The following is a 15,124-nucleotide window of genomic DNA, read 5'->3' on the forward strand; positions in this document are numbered from 1 at the left end:
GAAAGCCATACCCGACATCCCTGGGTGATTCGAAGCCTAAGGCCGACGACCCCAAACACCCTTCAAGAAAGGTAAGGATTCGATGAGCGGACCGCAGGGACCTGACCAGACGCAGCCATGGCCGGGTCAGGACCAGCCGTCGAGCGACCCGTCCACCCAACAGCCTGCGTGGCAGCAGCCGGCACCCGGCCAGGAGCAGCCCGCGTGGCAGCAGCAGCCGCCCGCCTACACGCCGCAGCAGTACCCGTATCAGCAACCAGGGCAGCCGTACGCGCCGCCGCAGCAGTACCCGCCGACCGAGCAGCAGTACGGTCAGCCGCCCACGCAGGACTACACCCAGCAGGCTTACCCGCAGTACGGTCAGCAACCCCCCGGCCAGTACGGCCAGCCGCCCGGCCAGTACGGCCAGCCCCCAGGCCAGCCGCCTGGGCAGTTCGGGCAGTACGGCCAGTTCGGTGCGCCCGAGGGCGCGGAGGGCTCCAAGCGCTCGCTGGCCCTCATCGGCGGGATCATCGGCCTGCTCGCGGCGGTGATCGTCGCGGTGGTGCTGGTGCTCGGCTTCTGGAAGCCCGGCTTCTTCGTCACGACCAAGCTGGACGTCGACGCCGCGCAGCAGGGCGTGCAGCAGATCCTCACCGACGAGTCCAACGGCTACGGCGCCAAGAACGTCAAGGACGTCAAGTGCAACAACGGCGAGAGCCCGACCGTCAGGAAGGGCGAGACGTTCAACTGTGAGGTCAGCATCGACGGCACGAAGCGTCAGGTGACCGTGACGTTCCAGGACGACGAGGGCACCTACGAGGTCGGCAGGCCGAAGTAGGCCAGCTATTGCAGTGTCGCGTAACGGTGATCGAGGGTGAACCCGTGCTCGCCGATCTCGCAATGCACTGACCCCTGGTAGCCCATCCAGCACACCGCAGGGCCGTTCTGTAGTCGGTGACCTTCGACGAGCGCGTCGACGTTGCGTGTGAAAGTCGTTGTGTCGGAACGAATATAACGCGCACCGTTTTCGTCGACGACGGTTTGGTTGGTGTCCGGTGGCGCGAGTTCGGAGGGCACGACGTCACATCCGGCGGTGGTGCCGCTTGGCGCGATCCCGCAGTGCATTGGCGCGGCCCCGGATTTGTAGGCGTCGCTTCTGAAGAAGATCCAGCCGGGATCGCCCGGCGACGTGTAGTTGCCGGTGCCCAGCGGATAGGACTCCGGGCCGTAGCGCGGCCGCACATCGTCGGGCAGCGGTGCACCGCCGTCCGCCGCGATGACCCTGCAGTAGGCGATCTTCGCGGGTTCCTGCGTCGTCGCGCCGCTCGTGCCGTATGACCGTGCTGGCGTGATGTATCCGATGACGACCGTCGGTCCGGCCGCGTAGGCGTAGCCGTCACCGGCCGCTGTAACGAACGCGTCGACGACGCGGCCGCCGAGGTCGACGGTGCCGTTGCGCGTTTGCGGTCCGAGCCGGGTGAGGAACGCGTCGACGGACGCGTCGCCGTCGCCGGAGGTCGCGGTGCCGACGAGCACCTTGAGCACGGTGTAGTGGTCACCGCCCATCGTGCCACTTGCCGGCTGGAACGCGGCGGCCGCGACCGAACAGAGGGCTGCGGCGGCATCGGATCCCGGGCCTGCCTCTGCTGGGTCGATGGCGTTGACGATGAAGTCGGACGCTTTCAACAGACCCTGATTGGCGTCCGGCGGCGGGCATTCGGCGGCTTCTGCCTGCGAAGGCATCATTACCGCGCTCGAAACGATCACTGCCGCTGCGAATGCCGATGCCCCCCGACGCATGCCTCAAGCAGACCTAGGGATCCGGGAGCTCGTCAAGAGCTTTCTGCAGCCGACCGATCGACGACGTCACGCCGTACTGCTCGGCGAGCTTGACGACCTTGCGCGGATGCTCGGCCGACAGCGGCAATTGGTCGGATCGCGTGGAGAAGTCGATGTCGATGTCGGTGGCCACCTTCACCACCGGGCCCGCGGCCTCGATGTAGTCGGTGGCCGCGAGCAGTTTCTTGCGATATGTCTTGGACATCTTTGACTTCGGATCATGGGCGGCGGCGAGGATGGCGTCCAGCGAGCCGTACTGCGCCAGCAGCGTCGCGGCGGTCTTCTCGCCGATGCCCGGCACACCGGGCAGTCCGTCGGACGGGTCGCCGCGCATCAACGCCAGTTCGGCGTATGCAGGCCCTGCGCGGTCGATCGGGACGCCGTATTTGTCGGCCACCTCGACAGGTCCCCATTTGGTCGCCTTCGCCAGGCCGCTCCCGAGGTAGAGCACCCGCACCGGCACGGGTTCGTCGCGGACCAACTGAAGCAGGTCACGGTCGCCGCTGACGACGACAACCGGGTCGGTGCGTTCGCGCGCGGCCAGCGTGCCCAACACGTCGTCGGCCTCGTATTCGGCTGCGCCCGCGGTCGGGATGCCGAAGGCGTCGAGGATCTCCATGATCATGTCGATCTGCGGGACGAGGTCGTCGGGGACCACCTCGATGTCGGGCTCGCCCTCGGGCTCCTCCTCGGCGACGCGGTGCGCCTTGTAGGACGGGATGCGATCGACGCGCCACTGCGGGCGCCAGTCGTCGTCGCGGCAGACGACCAGCCGGTTCGGGCGCTCGCGGGTGATCACCGTCGCAACGGCGTCGAGGAAGCCTCGGACGGCGTTGACGGGTCTGCCGTCGGGTGCGGTGATCGATGACGGCACCCCGAAGTAGGAGCGGAACCACATGCTGGCGCCGTCGAGCAGAACGAGGGGAGCAGACACGGACACGGTCACTGACAGTAGCGTGAGTCATGGCCTTCTCCGTGAATCGAATCGACCACGTAGTGCTGAATTGCCGTGACGTCGATGCGACCGTCGATTGGTACGTCCGGGTGCTGGGCATGCGCCGGGAAGAGTTCGGCGACGGCCGGCTGGCGCTGAGGTTCGGCGAGCAGAAGATCAATGTGCGGCCGACGGGGGCGCCGAATTGGCCGACGGGCGAGGTCGACGCGCCCGGTTCGCTGGACCTGTGCTTCATCACCGAGATCGCCCCCGATGAGGTGGGGGAGCACCTGCGGACGTGCGGTGTGACGGTCACCGAGGGCCCCGTGCAGAAGATCGGCGCGCTCGGCGCGATGACGTCGCACTACTGCCGTGATCCGGACGGCAACCTGATCGAGGTCGCCAGCTATTCGGACTAGCCTTATTTTCATGACTGCGGCCCGATTCAGCACCGACGTGTACGCCCAGCGACTTCGAGCCGCATCGGCGGCCGCCGCCGATGCCGGCCTGGCCGGGTTGGTCATCACCCCGGGATACGACCTGCGCTATCTGATCGGGTCGCGGGCGCAGACGTTCGAGCGGTTGACCGCGTTGGTGCTGCCCGCCGCGGGTGATCCGACGATCGTGGTGCCGCGGTTGGAGTTGGCGTCGCTGAAGGAGTCGGCGGCAACCGAACTGGGAATCGCGGTGCGGGACTGGGTCGACGGCGAGGACCCGTACCGGTTGGTGGCCGATGCGTTGGGCGCATCGGGTGACGGTGAGCCGCGCGCGACGGCCGTCACGGACTCGATGCCGGCGCTGCATCTGCTGCCGTTGGCCGATGTGCTCGGCAGGGTGCCGGTGCTGGCCACCGATGTGTTGCGACGGCTGCGAATGATCAAGGACGCAGCGGAGATCGATGCGTTGCGTAAGGCGGGCGCTGCGATCGATCGGGTGCACGCGCGGGTGCCCGAGTTCTTGGTGCCCGGCCGGACCGAGGCCGACGTGGCCGCTGATATCGCCGAAGCCATTGTCGCAGAGGGCCATTCGGAGGTGGCGTTCATCATCGTCGGATCGGGCCCGCACGGCGCCGACCCGCACCACGAATGCTCGGACCGGCAATTGCAGGAAGGCGACATCGTCGTCGTCGACATCGGCGGGCCGTACGAACCCGGCTACAACTCGGACTCGACGCGGACCTACAGCATCGGCGAGCCGGATCCTGAAGTGGCACAACGCTATGCGGTTTTGCAGCGCGCGCAGCAGGCGGCGGTGCAGGCCGTGCGGCCGGGCGTCAGCGCCGAGGAGGTGGACGCGACGGCGCGTAACGTGCTCGCCGAGGCGGGTCTTGCCGAGGCGTTCGTGCACCGCACGGGCCACGGCATCGGGTTGTCGGTGCATGAGGAGCCGTACATCGTCGCGGGCAACGATCTTCGGCTCGAGGAAGGCATGGCGTTCTCCGTCGAACCGGGCATCTACTTCCCGGGCCAGTGGGGCGCGCGGATCGAGGACATCGTCATCGTCACCGCCGACGGTGCCGAACCGGTGAACCAACGGCCGCACGAACTGATCGTGGTGCGGCACTAGACAGCAAGCCGACGATGTCGTGCCCGTTCTGCGGATCGGTAGTCGGCAAGACCGACGTCTGCCCGAACTGCGGTGCGCTGAAGGAGGGCGTCCCCAAATCGGGATGGCGGCCCGATCCCACCGCGCGTCATGAGGGCCGGTATTTCGTCGCGGGGCGGCCGACAAGCCGTGTCCGCGACGGGAAAAAGGAGACGACCGACCCCGACGGCGGCAGGCTGCTTCCGGCGTACCTCGACGTTCCGCCGCCCAGCAAGTCGAGTATCCGGTCGACCTGGCTGGCCACCGGAATCGCGACGATGGTCCTGGTGATGGCGGCAGCCGTCGTCTGGGGTCTGCTGCTGCCGCGCGACAAACCGGTGTCGACCGAGCACGACTTCCTCGCGGCGCTGAAGGACGCCGGCTTCTTCGAGGGCTTCAACTCCGACGCCAACGCACTGGCCCACGCCAAGAAGGTGTGCAGGGAGCTTGGCGACGGCGGGCCACAACAGGGGCTGCCCGCCGACAAACTCGCTGTCGACGCCTTCTGCCCGGAGTTCTCCGACGGCTTTCGCGTGCTCGAAACCGCCACCGCGACAGGCTCATTCGTGCTGATCGAGACATCGAAGCCGTTCTTCAGCTCGATCGAGGCGAGCGACGGGAAGTGCCACGGCGTGCGCGGATACTCCGACGTCGGCAGCGGCACCCAAGTCATGGTCAAGAACGGCAAGGGGGAGATCCTCGCTACCACGACGCTCGGCGAAGGGCATGGCGACGAGGTGAATTGCCGGTTCTCGTTCAGCTTCCCGATCACCGAGGGACAGGACCGCTACGTCGTCTCGATCGGCCGTAGGGGCGAATTCAGTTACAACTTCGAGCAATTGCGGCGCGGCGGCATCGAAATTCACCTCGGCGAGTAACCACGCGGCGCCCCCTGTCAGGGTGGCGTTGGGCGGTGGCATGTGAGGCGGGCGCTAGTCGCCGCCCCAACGTGAAGTTTCTGCGGGTTTCGGCGCGGAATCTCGCAAGATCTTCACGTTCGGCGAGGGACGCGACGGGCCGGGAGGGCGCGGCAGGCGAGGAGGGCGCGACGGGCGCGCGACGCCGAAAGAAAGCGCCGAACGTGAAGCCTCTGCCAATTTCGGCGCGAATTCTCGCGAAATCTTCACGTTCGGCGACCGAGAGCGGGGGAAGCGGGACAGGCCGCGCGAGGGAGGGCGAGGGGAGCGGACCCCGGCGTGCAGACGCGGGCGAACCTAGTTGCCGCGGTCCAGCAGCTCCGACGAGCCGAGCACCCGCTCGACCCGGACCTCGATCACGACCCGCCGCGGGTTGACCCGCGGGGTGCGATAGCGCTGCGCGTAGCGAAGCTCGGCGCCGCGGATGGCCTCGGGGTCGGTGTTGACCGTCGCCCGGCCCTCCAACGACAGCCACCGGGCGCCGTCGACCTGGCTGAGGACGGCGATGCCGCGCTTCTCGGCGTTGACGGCCTTCTGCGAGCCGCCGCTGGTGATCACCCGGGCGATGTGCGTCTTCGGGTCGAATGTGAAACCGACGGCAACGACGTGCGGCGAATTGTCCGCCCGCAGCGTCGTCAACATCGCGAGATGGCGTTCGGTCAGGAACGCCAACGCGTCGTTGGTCAGCCGGGTCGTCGCATTCGCCATCGGCTCCCAAACTAGCGCAGGCAATAATCGCAGCCGTGGACGACACGAGTAAGGGAGCCGTGGTGATCTTCGGCGGGCGCAGCGAGATCGGCATCGAACTCGCGCGCCTGCTCGCTCCCGGCGCGACCGTCGTGCTGGCCGCCCGCGGCGCCGACCGCCTCCCCGATCAGGTCGCCGCCATGGACCAGGCCGGCGCCGCCAAGGTCGACGTCCGCGAGTTCGACGCTGACGACCTCGGCTCACACCAGGCGCTGGTGTCGTCGATCGTGGCCGACCACGGCCGCATCAAAACCGCGGTGCTGGCGTTCGGCGTGCTCGGCGACCAGGCCCGCGCCGAGAGGGATCCCGCTCATGCGGCCGCGGTGCTGCACACCGATTTCGTCGCCCAGGCCAGCCTGCTGACTGTGTTGGCCGACACCATGAGGACGGCGGGGCAGGGCGCCATCGTGGTGTTCTCCTCGGTTGCCGGCGTGCGGGTGCGCCGCGCCAACTACGTCTACGGGTCGGCCAAGGCGGGGCTGGACGGTTTCTGCAGCGGCCTGGCCGACGCGCTGCACGGCACCGGCGTGCGTCTGCTCGTCGTGCGGCCCGGGTTCGTGATCGGCCGGATGACCGAAGGCATGAAGCCCGCGCCGTTCTCGAGCACGCCCCAGCAGGTCGCCGCCGCCACCGCGCAGGCGCTGGCCAAGGGCCGTCGCACGGTGTGGGTCCCGTGGATGCTGCAACCGCTGTTCGCGGTGATGAAGTTGCTTCCGCAATTCATGTGGCGGAGGATGCCGCGGTGAGCGATTGCGCAATGAGCCGAGGGCGCCGATGATCATCGTCGTCGGTATCGGCGCCGACGGGATGGCCGGGCTGGCACCGGCTTCACGTGACGAATTGCGCCGAGCCACAGTCATTTTCGGCTCCCAGCGCCAGCTGGATCTGCTCGATGACACCGTCTCGGCGGTCCGGCGGCCATGGCCGTCACCGATGATGCCCGCGTTGCGCACCCTTCTCGACGGCGTCGACGCCGACGTGCACGTGGTGGCCAGCGGCGATCCGCTGCTGCACGGCGTCGGCGGCAGCTTGATCCGGCTGTACGGGCAGGACAAGGTGGCGGTGCTGCCGCACGTGTCGTCGGTGACCCTGGCATGCTCGCGGGTCGGCTGGGCGGTGCAGGACACCGAGATCATCAGCCTGGTCACCGCCGAACCGCATACCGCGGTGCGCCGCGGCGGGCAGGCCGTGGTGATGTCACGCGATGCCACGAGCCCTGCCGAACTGGCGCGGCTGCTCACCGCCACCGGCCGCGGCGATTCAGAGATCACCGTGCTCGAACAACTCGGCGGATCGGCCGAGCGTCGGCGCTCCGCCACGGCCCGCGAGTGGGCCGCCCGCCCACCGGGCGACGTCGACAACCTCAACGTCATCGCCGTGCGCTACCTGCCCGACGACCGGCAGTTCTCGGCGTTGCCCGACGACTCATTCGCCCACGACGGCCAGATCACCAAGCAGCCGATGCGGGCGGTGACGATGGCCGCACTCGCACCACGGCCGGGTGAACTCTTGTGGGATGTCGGTGCGGGTTCGGGTAGCATCGCGATCGAATGGTGCCGCAGCGGATTCGGTTGCCGGGCAGTGGCTTTCGAACGCGACGAGCAGCGCCGCAAACGGATCGCCGACAACGCGGTCGCGTTCGGCGTCAGCGTCGACGTGCGTCCGGGCGCGCCCGAGGCGTTCGCCTCCGCGCCGCCGCCTTCGGTGATCTTCATCGGCGGTGGCCTCACGCAGCCCGGTCTGCTCGACGCCTGCTACGAACGCCTCCCGGTGGGAGGCCGGCTTGTCGCCAACGCTGTCACAGCCGAATCCGAAGGCGTGCTGGCGCAATGGCATTCGCGTGTCGGCGGCGAACTGAGCCGCTTCCAGCACTATCACGGTGAGCCGCTGGGCAAGTTCACCGGTTGGCGTCCCGCGATGCCCGTGACGCAGTGGGGAGTCACCAAGGTATGACCGTCTACTTCATCGGCGCGGGTCCCGGCGCCGCCGACCTGATCACCGTGCGCGGCCAGCGGCTGTTGAGCAGTTGCCCCGTCTGCCTGTACGCGGGTTCGATCATGCCCGACGACCTGCTGGCGCTGTGCCCGCCCGACGCCAAAGTGGTCGACACCGGGCCGCTGACGCTCGACCAGATCATCGCCGAGCTCGCCGACGTGCACGCGGCGGGCCTCGACGTCGCGCGGCTGCACTCCGGCGACCCGTCGCTCTACAGTGCGCTTGCCGAGCAGTGCCGCCGCCTCGACGCGCTCGGCGTCGACTACGAAATCGTGCCGGGGGTACCGGCTTTCGCGGCCGCCGCGGCCGCGCTAGGACGTGAACTGACCGTGCCCGGCGTCGCGCAGACCGTGACGCTGACACGCGTCGCGACCTTGTCGACGGCGATGCCGCCGGGTGAGGACCTGCTAACGCTGTCTGCGCCGGGAGCGACGCTGGTGCTGCACCTTGCCGCCGCACAGATCGACGCCATCGTCCCGCAGCTCCTTGCGGGCGGATATAGGGCGGAAACACCCTGCGCCGTAGTCGCGTTCGCAAGTTGGCCGAAAGAGGCCGTGCTGCGAACCACGCTGGCGGGCGTGGCGCAGGAGATGCATGCGGCAGGCATCACCAAGACGGCAGTGATCGTGGTGGGCGATGTACTGGCCGCCGAGGGTTTCACCGACAGTTACTTGTATTCGGCGAATCGCACTCGGGGAGCCCGACATTGACGCGTGTGCTATTGCTCGGCGGCACCGGTGAAGCGCGGGCACTGGCGAAAAGGTTGCATCCGCACATCGAGGTGATCAGTTCACTGGCCGGCCGCGTACCCGATCCGGCGCTGCCGATCGGCGAGGTGCGCATCGGCGGGTTCGGCGGCGTCGACGGGATGCGGCGCTATCTGGCTGACGTGGGCATCGACGCGGTCGTCGACGCCACACACCCATACGCCGCCACCATCACCGCGCACGCCGCCGAGGTGTGCGCGGCCATGGGACTGCCGCACGTCGTGCTGGCAAGACCCGCATGGGATCCGGGCAACGCCATCGTGGTGAAGTCCGACACAGAGGCCGCCGAAACGGTTGCAGAGAAGAACTTTTCAAGAATCTTCTTGACCACGGGCCGATCCGGCACAAGGGCGTTCCGCGACGTCGACGCGTGGTTTCTGATCCGCGCCGTCACCGCGCCCGACGCCGACACCCTGCCGCGTCGCCACGAAGTCCTGCTGTCGCGCGGCCCGTACGACTACGACCACGAACACTCCGTGCTCACCGGATACCGCATCGACTGCCTGGTGACCAAGAACAGCGGCGGCGCCATGACTCGACCGAAACTCGACGCCGCGGCGGCGCTCGGCGTCCCGGTCGTGATGGTGGATCGGCCCGCGCTGCCGCCGGACGTCACGGCGGTGACCACCGTCGCCGACGCAGAGGAGTGGGTCAGATCGCTTGGTAGGACTTGATCAGATCCAGCGTGTCGAGTTCGCGGATCGCCCGGCAGCCGCGCCGCAGCATGGTCAGCATCATCTCGTCGCCGCGCTCGGTGGAGGCCGCGAACGCGAAACCCAAGCCGGTGAGTAGCGGCGCCTGCACGACCCCGAGGCGGTAGTCGCGCCAGCAGGTCTCGAAGTCGTAATCGGTTACCCCGTAGCCGAGTAGCGCACGGTGGTAGCGCGACACCAAATCGCGCTCGACTTGCGCCCGCACATCCGGATCGAGGCTGGTCGCGGTGAAGTAGGCGAGGTCGCGGCCCGGCAGCCCGATGCCGACCGTCTGCCAGTCCACCACCGTGACGCGTGTGTGGTCCGGGTCGAACAGCATGTTGTCCAGCCGGTAGTCGCCGTGCATGAGCGCGTAGCGGCCTGGTTCGGCCATCAGCCACGGCGTCACCAATCCCATTGCGGTGATGAGTGTTTCGCGATCTTCGGCGCTGATGTCGTCGCCCAGCTTGTCGATCAGGATGTTGGCTGCCATCTGCGAGATCTCGCCGAGGCCCGCCGCTGCGGCGTCGTCTCCCGGTTTGGGCATTACGATGCCCGACAACGCCATCCACTGCGGGTCACACCAGCTCGGGCCGTGCAGACCGGCAAGCGCCTCGACCGCCAACGCCGCCTCCGCAGCGCTGCACCCGGCGATCTGGTCGCCTTGCACCGCCGGCGCCATGTCGGCGAGCACGAGCACGAAATCGGCCCCGTCATCGGAGATCTCGGAGTAGAAGCAGGAGGGCACCGGGATGCTCATCCGGTCGGCGACCCGCGCGTAGTACTCGACCTCCGAGCGGTAGCCGAGCGCCACGCGTTCCCTGACGGCGTCGTCCTGGGCGGACAGCTTGACCGCGAACGTCTCCGGCAGCTCGGTGGCGCCGCGATACCTCGCGCGCACCCGGTAGGTGGCCCCCGTCTGACCGGTGCCGATCGGCGTCACCTCGACCGCTGCCACGTCGGCGCCGACCGCCGAGCCCAGCCACGCTGGCGTTACATCTCGGGGTCCACGTGGAATGCTCATGGCTGCCGGACAGTATCAGAGCATGGGGTAGCGGCGGGGCGTGAACACCCGATCGTCATACCACTGTGTCTGTGACGATCCGACGATCAGCAGGCACCGCATGTCCACCTCGGCGGGGTCGAGGTCGGCGAGCCGGACGATCTTCACCTCTTCGCGCGGGCCCGACACGTCGCGGCCGATCACCACGGGTGTGCCGGGGTCGCGGTGTTCGAGCAGCAGGTCCCGCATCGCGCCGACCTGCCAGGTGCGGGTCTTCGAGGCGGGGTTGTAGATCGCCAACACCAGGTCGGCCTTGGCCGCAGCCGTCAACCGCGAGACGATCACCTCCCACGGCTTGAGCCGATCCGACAGCGAGATGACCGCGTAGTCGTGGCCCAGCGGCGCGCCGACGCGGCTGGCCACCGCCTGGGCGGCAGTCATCGCCGGGACCACCCGCACCGCGACGCCCGGCCACTGTTTGGCCTCCTCGAGCACCGCCGTCGCCATCGCGAACACGCCCGGGTCGCCGGATGACACCACCGCGACGGCGCGGCCCTCTTCGGCGAGGCTGCACGCCAGCCGGGCGCGGGCGGGTTCGTCGGTGTTGTCGCTGGGATGCAGGCGCTGGCCGGGGCGGGGGCGCACCCGGTCGAGATACGGGCCGTAGCCGATGAGGTCGGTGGCCGCGGCGAGTTCGCGGCGGCTCTGCGGGGTCATCCACTCCGTGTCGCCGGGGCCGAGGCCGACGACGGCGACACTGCCCACGGTCGCCTGGCGTTGGGTGCCGCCGGGAAGCATGGCCAGCGAGAAGTACGGCACCGTGCCGTCATCGACGTCTCCTGCGGGCAGCACTCGCTGGCCTGGTGTGCTCGCCCGCTCCACGTAGTACGTCGCGTCCAGCCGACCCACAGACGAAAGCGCCTCGCGCACAGCGGGATACGAGCGGCCCAACTTGAGGACGACGGCGGCGTCGGTGTCGCCGAGCCTGCGACGAAGCTCGTCGGGCGGCAGTGTGCCCGGCACGATGGTCAACACCTCGTCGCCCTGAACGAGGGGAGTGCCGGTCGCCGCCGACGCGGCGCTCACCGACGTCACCCCCGGCACGATCACCGCGTTGAACCGTTCGGTCAACCGGTTGTGCATGTGCATGTAGGAGCTGTAGAACAGCGGGTCGCCCTCGGCGAGCAGCGCGACGTCACGGCCCGCGTTCAGATGGGCGGCGATGCGTTCGGCGGCTTCGTGATAGAAGTCCTCCATCGCGCCGGCGTATCCGCCTGGATGGTCGGTGGTTTCGGTGGTGACCGGATAGACCAGGTGTTCCTCGAGCTGGCCCGGCCGCAGGTACGGCTCGGCGATACCGCGGGCGATGCTGCGTCCGTGCCTTGCGCTGTGGTAGGCGACCACGTCGGCCTCGCCGATCACGCGCGCGGCCTTGACCGTGACCAGTTCCGGGTCGCCGGGCCCGAGCCCGACGCCCCAGAGTGTGCCGCGGCGGTCCGTCATTCGGCGTTGCTGGCGATCGCGTTGACGGCGGCGGCGGCCATCGCGCTGCCGCCGCGCCGACCGGTCACGACGAGGTAGGCCATGCCGCGCGGCCGGTCGATCAGTTCCTGTTTGGATTGAGCCGATCCGACGAAGCCCACGGGACCCCCGAGCACGGCCGCCGGCGTCGGCGCGCCGTCGTCGACCAGTTCGAGCAGCCGGAACAGGGCGGTCGGCGCGTTGCCGATGGCCAGCACCGCGCCGCCCATCCGGTCGGCCCACAGATCCACCGCAGCAGCCGACCGTGTGGTGCCGAGGCGGGCGGCCATGTCGGGCGCCCTCGGGTCTGCCACCAGGGAAACGACCTCGTTGTCGGCGGGCAGGCGCGACCTCGTGATCCCCGCCGCGACCATCGACGAATCGCACAGCACCGGCGCGCCAGCCGCCAGCGCGGCGTGCGTCTTGGCGACCACGTCGTCGCTGTAGGCGACATGCTCGGCGACGTCGACCTGTCCGGAGGTGTGGATCAGGCGGACCACCACGCGGGCGACGTCGTCGGGATACCGGGACAGGTCGGCCTCCGCGCGGATCGTCGCGAACGACTGCCGGTAGATCTCAGCGGCATCGCGGATGTAGTCGAGCACCCGCTCACCCTACGGGGACGCTGTGCGCAGCCGGTATCCGTGTCCGGTCGCGATCAGCACCTCGCCGAAGGGCGGGCTGCCGCAGGCGCGTTCGCAGCCGACGAAGTGCCGGTGCGTCGTGCTCGGCTCGCCCACCGCGTGGGCGGCGTCGGCGCGGACGTCGGCGACGGAATGCGCGCAGCCGGGGCTTCCGGTGCAGGCGGTGAGGTCCAGCCACGGGGAGTTCTCGTCGAACACCAGCCCCATCGGCGCGAGCACCCGCACGGCGGCGTCGGCCACCCCGTCGTCGAGGTCGCAGACCAGCACCGAACGCCACGGCGTGATGACCAGCGGCGCGTCGATCGCCGCGAGGTACTCGGCGACCCGGGCCTGCAGCACGCCCAGCGGCACGGCCGCGCCCAACGCGACGCGACCGTCGTCCTGAACGATCCAACCGACGGGCGGGCGGGTGACCGGCTCCCACCTGTCGCCCGGCTCGACCGAGGAGGGCAGGCCGTCGATCAGCGCCGAGGTGTCGGTGAGTTCGGCGACGCGCCAAGCGGTTCCGCGGGTGGCCGCGAAGCGGTGCGCGATCGCGATCAGCGTGGGCACGACGTCGGTCGATGCGATGCGGACGCCGGTGTCGCTGCCGGCGAGCAGCACCGCGACGGAATCCCCGCAGACGTGCACGCCGACATCGGCGCCGAGGCCAGAGACGTCGCCGCGGCCGTCGTCGACGGCGAACCAGAACCGGCCGGGCAAACCGGCCAGCGCAGGCTCGGCGCGGATCGCGTCGTCCAACTCGAGCACCCACTCGCGGACGTCGGCGCAACCGCCCAGCCGCCCCGACAGCGGTGAGGCGACGATGTTGCGGACCCGCTCGTGGGTCGGCGACGGCAGCAACCCCGCCGCAGCGATCGCCTCGGCCAGATCGGTGGCGGCGGCGTCGGATTGGATGCCGCGGATCTGCACGTTGCCCCGCGACGTCAGCTCCATGTCCGGCGAGCCGAACCGGGTGGCGGCGTGCGCCAGCGCCTCGAGCTGGGACGGTTCGATCATGCCTCCCGGCAGCCTGACCCGGGCAAGAGCGCCGTCGGCGGCCCGGTGCACCTGTAGCGCGCCGGGGCAGGCGTCCTGGTCACGGGTTCGGGCCATCGGGCTTCACGTTACGCGTAGCGCCGCAGCGGGGCTGACGCGCGATTGGAGTAGTGCACTACGCGTGCATCGGCGCGTGCGGATTCTTAGTTTTCCAAACATAAGGAGCTCGCGGTCCCGGCAAAGGCTCCTCGAGGGTTGGAGATGGTGAAATGAGCAAGTTGGACGACAAGGCCGCCAAGGCCGCCCAGGCCGCCAAGCCCGCCGAGGCCGACCCAACGCCAACCGAGGCCACGCAGGCTCCGCAGGTCGAACCGTCGACGAAGAACGTCCCGCTGATTACCGAGCAACAGGTGATGTTCGGCTCGGCACCCGCGCTGACGCCGGCGCGCCGCCCCAACGTCGCACACCGGATGGCCAGCGCGGTGCATGCGATGTTCGTCAGGCCCGAACGCAGGCATCCGCCAAAGCATTACCCACAGCGGCTGGCCTACCTGGAGTACTCCGCGATGTCGCGGGAGATGGACCGCCTGTAGCCGCCGCTTCAGCTGGCCAGCGGCACCGGCGCCACCACCTCCGAGTACTGCGAGGCGTCGCCGACGACGGCGCGGCTCGGGGTGCCGTGGATATCCACCGGGATGTCGCCCGCCAACGTCACCCGGCTGAGGTAGCGGTACTGGTCGTCATAGTCGGCGACGGCGTAGTGCTGGGTTGCGCGGTTGTCCCAGATGGCCACGTCGCCGGGCTCCCAGTTCCATCGAATTGTGTTCTCCAGCCTGGTGATTCGCGCCTGCAACACGTTGAAGATCGTCGCCGATTCTGCCGAGCCGAAACCGATGAACCTCTTCACGAAGTGGCCGAGTAGCAGCACTCGCCGCCCGGTCTCGGGATGCACCCGCACCACCGGATGTTCGGTCTCGTAGTAGTCGGAGACGAACTCCTGACGGTATTGGCGTTGCTCGGCGGTCAGTTCGAGGTCGGCGGCCGTCTGCGCCGCATAGTCGTACTGGTTGGTGTGCAGCGCCCACAGGTTGTCCGCCAGCGCGCGCAGCGGAGCGGGCAACTGCTGGTAGGCGGCCTCGGTCGAGGCCCATGTGGTCGTTCCGCCGTAGGCGGGCAGCGTCACCGCGCGCAGGATCGACGCCTTGGGAATCCGGTCGACGAAGGTGACGTCGGTGTGCCAGCTGTTGGCCTTGTCGTAGCGCGAGTCGATGGGCAGCAGGCGTGTGCCGCGCGAGGTCACCGTTGGATGGGCGGTGGTGGGCACGCCCAGTGTGCGCGCGAACCCCAGCTGCCCCTCCTCGTCGAGATGGTGCTGGCCGGAAAAGAAGATCACCTTGTGTTCGAGCAGGGCCGCGTTGATCTTGCCCGCGGTTGCGGGATCGACGTCAGGACCTAGCCGCACACCGTCGATACGCGCGCCGATGTGGGCGCCGAGCTTGATGACTTGCACAGCCGCAAGCA

At 68.9% G+C, this 15,124-nt stretch carries 17 protein-coding genes; 9 read left to right on the forward strand and 8 right to left on the reverse strand.

All coding sequences use genetic code 11. The annotated features are described in order from the left end of the window. The first annotated feature begins 82 nt into the window (after positions 1–82). Complete coding sequence (locus CQY20_RS19655; RefSeq protein WP_097941766.1) at positions 83–820, forward strand: DUF4333 domain-containing protein; 738 nt, start codon at positions 83–85, stop codon at positions 818–820. Positions 821–825: 5 nt separating this feature from the next. Here the strand turns inward: CQY20_RS19655 and CQY20_RS19660 are convergent, their stop codons facing one another. Both CQY20_RS19660 and CQY20_RS19665 read right to left on the reverse strand, forming a co-directional pair. After that, complete coding sequence (locus tag CQY20_RS19660; RefSeq protein ID WP_133119089.1) at positions 826–1,725, reverse strand: hypothetical protein; 900 nt, start codon at positions 1,723–1,725, stop codon at positions 826–828. Between the two features lie 70 nt (positions 1,726–1,795). Beyond that, complete coding sequence (locus CQY20_RS19665) at positions 1,796–2,755, reverse strand: 5'-3' exonuclease (protein ID WP_097941810.1); 960 nt, start codon at positions 2,753–2,755, stop codon at positions 1,796–1,798. 29 nt (positions 2,756–2,784) lie between these two features. Between CQY20_RS19665 and CQY20_RS19670 the strand changes: the two genes are divergently transcribed. From CQY20_RS19670 to CQY20_RS19680, 3 genes are read left to right on the forward strand one after another with little or no spacing between them, the layout of a single operon-like run. Next, positions 2,785–3,174 (forward strand): VOC family protein, encoded by a 390-nt coding sequence (locus tag CQY20_RS19670; protein ID WP_097941768.1) that lies wholly within the window; start codon positions 2,785–2,787, stop codon positions 3,172–3,174. Positions 3,175–3,184: 10 nt separating this feature from the next. Beyond that, positions 3,185–4,321: a M24 family metallopeptidase gene (locus CQY20_RS19675; protein WP_097941769.1), complete on the forward strand. Its 1,137-nt coding sequence runs from the start codon at positions 3,185–3,187 to the stop codon at positions 4,319–4,321. A 14-nt stretch (positions 4,322–4,335) separates the two neighbouring features. Further along, positions 4,336–5,217, forward strand: a complete 882-nt coding sequence (locus tag CQY20_RS19680; RefSeq protein WP_097941770.1) for a DUF732 domain-containing protein — start codon at positions 4,336–4,338, stop codon at positions 5,215–5,217. Between the two features lie 336 nt (positions 5,218–5,553). Here CQY20_RS19680 and CQY20_RS19685 read toward each other — a convergent pair whose 3' ends face one another. Then, positions 5,554–5,964 carry a F420-dependent biliverdin reductase gene (locus tag CQY20_RS19685; protein ID WP_097941771.1) on the reverse strand — a complete coding sequence of 137 codons (411 nt, stop codon included), beginning with the start codon at positions 5,962–5,964 and terminating at the stop codon, positions 5,554–5,556. A gap of 35 nt (positions 5,965–5,999) precedes the next feature. Here CQY20_RS19685 and CQY20_RS19690 point away from each other — a divergent pair, with 35 nt between their 5' ends. Genes CQY20_RS19690 through CQY20_RS19705 form a run of 4 tightly spaced genes read left to right on the forward strand, consistent with a single transcriptional unit; the run spans position 6,000 to position 9,439 of the window. Continuing rightward, positions 6,000–6,749 carry a decaprenylphospho-beta-D-erythro-pentofuranosid-2-ulose 2-reductase gene (locus CQY20_RS19690; RefSeq protein ID WP_097941772.1) on the forward strand — a complete coding sequence of 250 codons (750 nt, stop codon included), beginning with the start codon at positions 6,000–6,002 and terminating at the stop codon, positions 6,747–6,749. 28 nt (positions 6,750–6,777) lie between these two features. After that, on the forward strand, positions 6,778–7,956 hold the full coding sequence (gene cbiE, locus CQY20_RS19695; RefSeq protein ID WP_174814781.1) for a precorrin-6y C5,15-methyltransferase (decarboxylating) subunit CbiE: 1,179 nt from the start codon (positions 6,778–6,780) through the stop codon (positions 7,954–7,956). Next, on the forward strand, positions 7,953–8,708 hold the full coding sequence (gene cobM / locus CQY20_RS19700) for a precorrin-4 C(11)-methyltransferase (protein WP_097941773.1): 756 nt from the start codon (positions 7,953–7,955) through the stop codon (positions 8,706–8,708). The genes cbiE and cobM overlap by 4 nt, the downstream gene beginning before the upstream one ends. Beyond that, positions 8,705–9,439 (forward strand): cobalt-precorrin-6A reductase, encoded by a 735-nt coding sequence (locus CQY20_RS19705; RefSeq protein ID WP_097941774.1) that lies wholly within the window; start codon positions 8,705–8,707, stop codon positions 9,437–9,439. The genes cobM and CQY20_RS19705 overlap by 4 nt, the downstream gene beginning before the upstream one ends. On the opposite strand, the gene CQY20_RS19710 is transcribed toward CQY20_RS19705, so the two are convergent. The 4 genes from CQY20_RS19710 to cobG are packed head-to-tail and all read right to left on the reverse strand — an operon-like array spanning position 9,417 to position 13,720. After that, positions 9,417–10,481, reverse strand: coding sequence for a phosphotransferase family protein (locus CQY20_RS19710; RefSeq protein WP_097941775.1), 1,065 nt, complete (start codon positions 10,479–10,481; stop codon positions 9,417–9,419). The two genes, CQY20_RS19705 and CQY20_RS19710, sit on opposite strands and share 23 nt — an antisense overlap. 15 nt (positions 10,482–10,496) lie before the next feature. Continuing rightward, on the reverse strand, positions 10,497–11,963 hold the full coding sequence (locus CQY20_RS19715) for a precorrin-2 C(20)-methyltransferase (protein WP_097941776.1): 1,467 nt from the start codon (positions 11,961–11,963) through the stop codon (positions 10,497–10,499). Beyond that, a complete protein-coding gene (locus CQY20_RS19720) occupies positions 11,960–12,586 on the reverse strand; it encodes a precorrin-8X methylmutase (RefSeq protein WP_097941777.1) in 627 nt (208 codons plus the stop codon). The genes CQY20_RS19715 and CQY20_RS19720 overlap by 4 nt, the downstream gene beginning before the upstream one ends. A gap of 9 nt (positions 12,587–12,595) precedes the next feature. Continuing rightward, the gene (cobG, locus tag CQY20_RS19725) at positions 12,596–13,720 is read right to left on the reverse strand and encodes a precorrin-3B synthase (RefSeq protein ID WP_097941778.1); all 1,125 of its coding nucleotides are present in this window, start codon (positions 13,718–13,720) and stop codon (positions 12,596–12,598) included. A gap of 152 nt (positions 13,721–13,872) precedes the next feature. Here cobG and CQY20_RS19730 point away from each other — a divergent pair, with 152 nt between their 5' ends. Continuing rightward, on the forward strand, positions 13,873–14,196 hold the full coding sequence (locus tag CQY20_RS19730; RefSeq protein ID WP_097941779.1) for a hypothetical protein: 324 nt from the start codon (positions 13,873–13,875) through the stop codon (positions 14,194–14,196). Positions 14,197–14,204: 8 nt separating this feature from the next. Here the strand turns inward: CQY20_RS19730 and CQY20_RS19735 are convergent, their stop codons facing one another. Further along, complete coding sequence (locus tag CQY20_RS19735) at positions 14,205–15,113, reverse strand: TauD/TfdA dioxygenase family protein (protein WP_272938822.1); 909 nt, start codon at positions 15,111–15,113, stop codon at positions 14,205–14,207. Positions 15,114–15,124: the final 11 nt, after the last annotated feature.

The organism is Mycolicibacterium agri (assembly GCF_002553505.1).
GTDB classification, from domain to species: Bacteria; Actinomycetota; Actinomycetes; order Mycobacteriales; family Mycobacteriaceae; genus Mycobacterium; species Mycobacterium agri.